The sequence below is a fragment of the Alteromonas sp. 4NS20-0143 genome (genome assembly GCF_057542855.1).
Map to the genome: position 1 here is coordinate 1 of NZ_BAAJLR010000024.1, position 1503 is coordinate 1503.

Consider the following 1503-nt stretch of genomic DNA (forward strand, 5'->3'; position numbering starts at 1 on the left):
GACGTTACTTCAGGGCATTCATTTTGATCCTGATCGTCACCAGAACAACCTAATAATGGGAGTGTAGCTACAAACGCTAAAATTAAACTTTTCATTAATACATCCTTGTCATATAACTTTTCAATAACGGGCGCAGGCACGTGGGGCATAATGGCGAAGCCGCCCTGCGTGTATGCGTCCCAGCGAACGAAGTGAGCGAGTTGATTGAGTTGTTATACGAATAGCCAATTAATTCATAGAAAGAAGGCTACGAGGTTTAAGCTCTAAATTACTTTCCAGCCTTTCTATTTTTGAGAGAAGTTCTTGATTAGCTTTACTTGTTTGGTAGATTTGATTCTGAAGCTTGTCTACTTTGGCCTGTACAGTCTGATTGGCCTGATTTTGTTGATATAGGATGTATGATTGCAAGCTAATTACAGTTGCGAAAGCGATAGTTAATAAAGCTACATTTGTACGACTTTTCATAGAACTTCCTTATTTCAATTGAATATTAAGACTACCAGTGATCTTTTAGTTTTTCACTTTTTCGTATAACACTGGTGATAAGCGGAAACGCCTAGCACGGGCTCTAACTATAACAAAACCAAGCTTAACTAGGCGTTTCCGCTTGATCACGTTTGTTATGATGGCAGGGAAAGAACAGTAGGTCGAAGACAAATAGGTTAATGCCTAGAGTTGGTGAAATACATCCTTGAGTACGGTAAAAGCGAGTTAAATTGTTTACCTTACCTCTGAGCTTCAGCGTTTCCTTTTCAAGCCGCGTCTTAAAAGGAAACGCTGAAGCTCAGAGGCTAGCATGTGCACAATTTTCACTCAACCGATCTTCAGGCTAGTTTTTACACCCTCGTGGTTGATTAACGAAATATGTTTCTAACCTTCTCTTGCTCTTGTCCTGCCTCATAACTTTTAAATAAGGGGCGCAGGCATGTGGGCTAAAATCCGAACGAAGTGAGCAGCCCACATGTTTGCGTCCCAGCCCGCGCAGCGGGCGTGCTTAATTTTTTTGTTATACGCCACTTTTTGACTCAATACACCTATTAAGATTGTTAATTAAGTTTTGAAGTTGCTGTACCTTTACGTAACTACCTAAAAAGCCTGTGCTACTAAAATAGAAAAAGCCAAGAATGTAAGCTTTAACTTTAAAACCTTTGTCTCCGTTATATTTTTTGAAACTTAGACGGACTGACATAAACCTATTAATCTTTATTTTTATGGTTGCTCGAGGCTTGCCTGGGCTTAGCTGGCTTAATTGGTTGACGATGATTTTCAATTCTTTAAGGCTACTAGGATTAAACCGTTCTGCTGAATACGAGCTTTCTCCAGCGCAAAAGATCCTATAGCAAAATGAGTTTGGTGATTCCTTCGGAATGCCAAATGTGAAAATAGCTGAATCGATGCTGATTCGGGAATGTACCTGCTCAAATTGCAAAAGCTAAAAACTCCATGGCGTATAACTTTTAAATAAGGGGCGCAGACACGTAGGGCATAATGGCGAAGCCGCCC

At 40.3% G+C, this 1503-nt stretch carries 1 protein-coding gene; it reads right to left on the minus strand.

The window, feature by feature from the left end; genetic code table 11:
* Window positions 1-228: 228 nt before the first annotated feature.
* Window positions 229-465 carry a hypothetical protein gene (locus AC27HD_RS18780; RefSeq protein WP_487107798.1) on the minus strand — a complete coding sequence of 79 codons (237 nt, stop codon included), beginning with the start codon at window positions 463-465 and terminating at the stop codon, window positions 229-231.
* Window positions 466-1503: the final 1038 nt, after the last annotated feature.

What these genes read in the sequence shown, in the direction of transcription:
- AC27HD_RS18780 (WP_487107798.1), bottom strand. Translation starts at nt 465, where the DNA reads ATGAAAAGTCGTACAAATGTAGCTTTATTAACTATCGCTTTCGCAACT.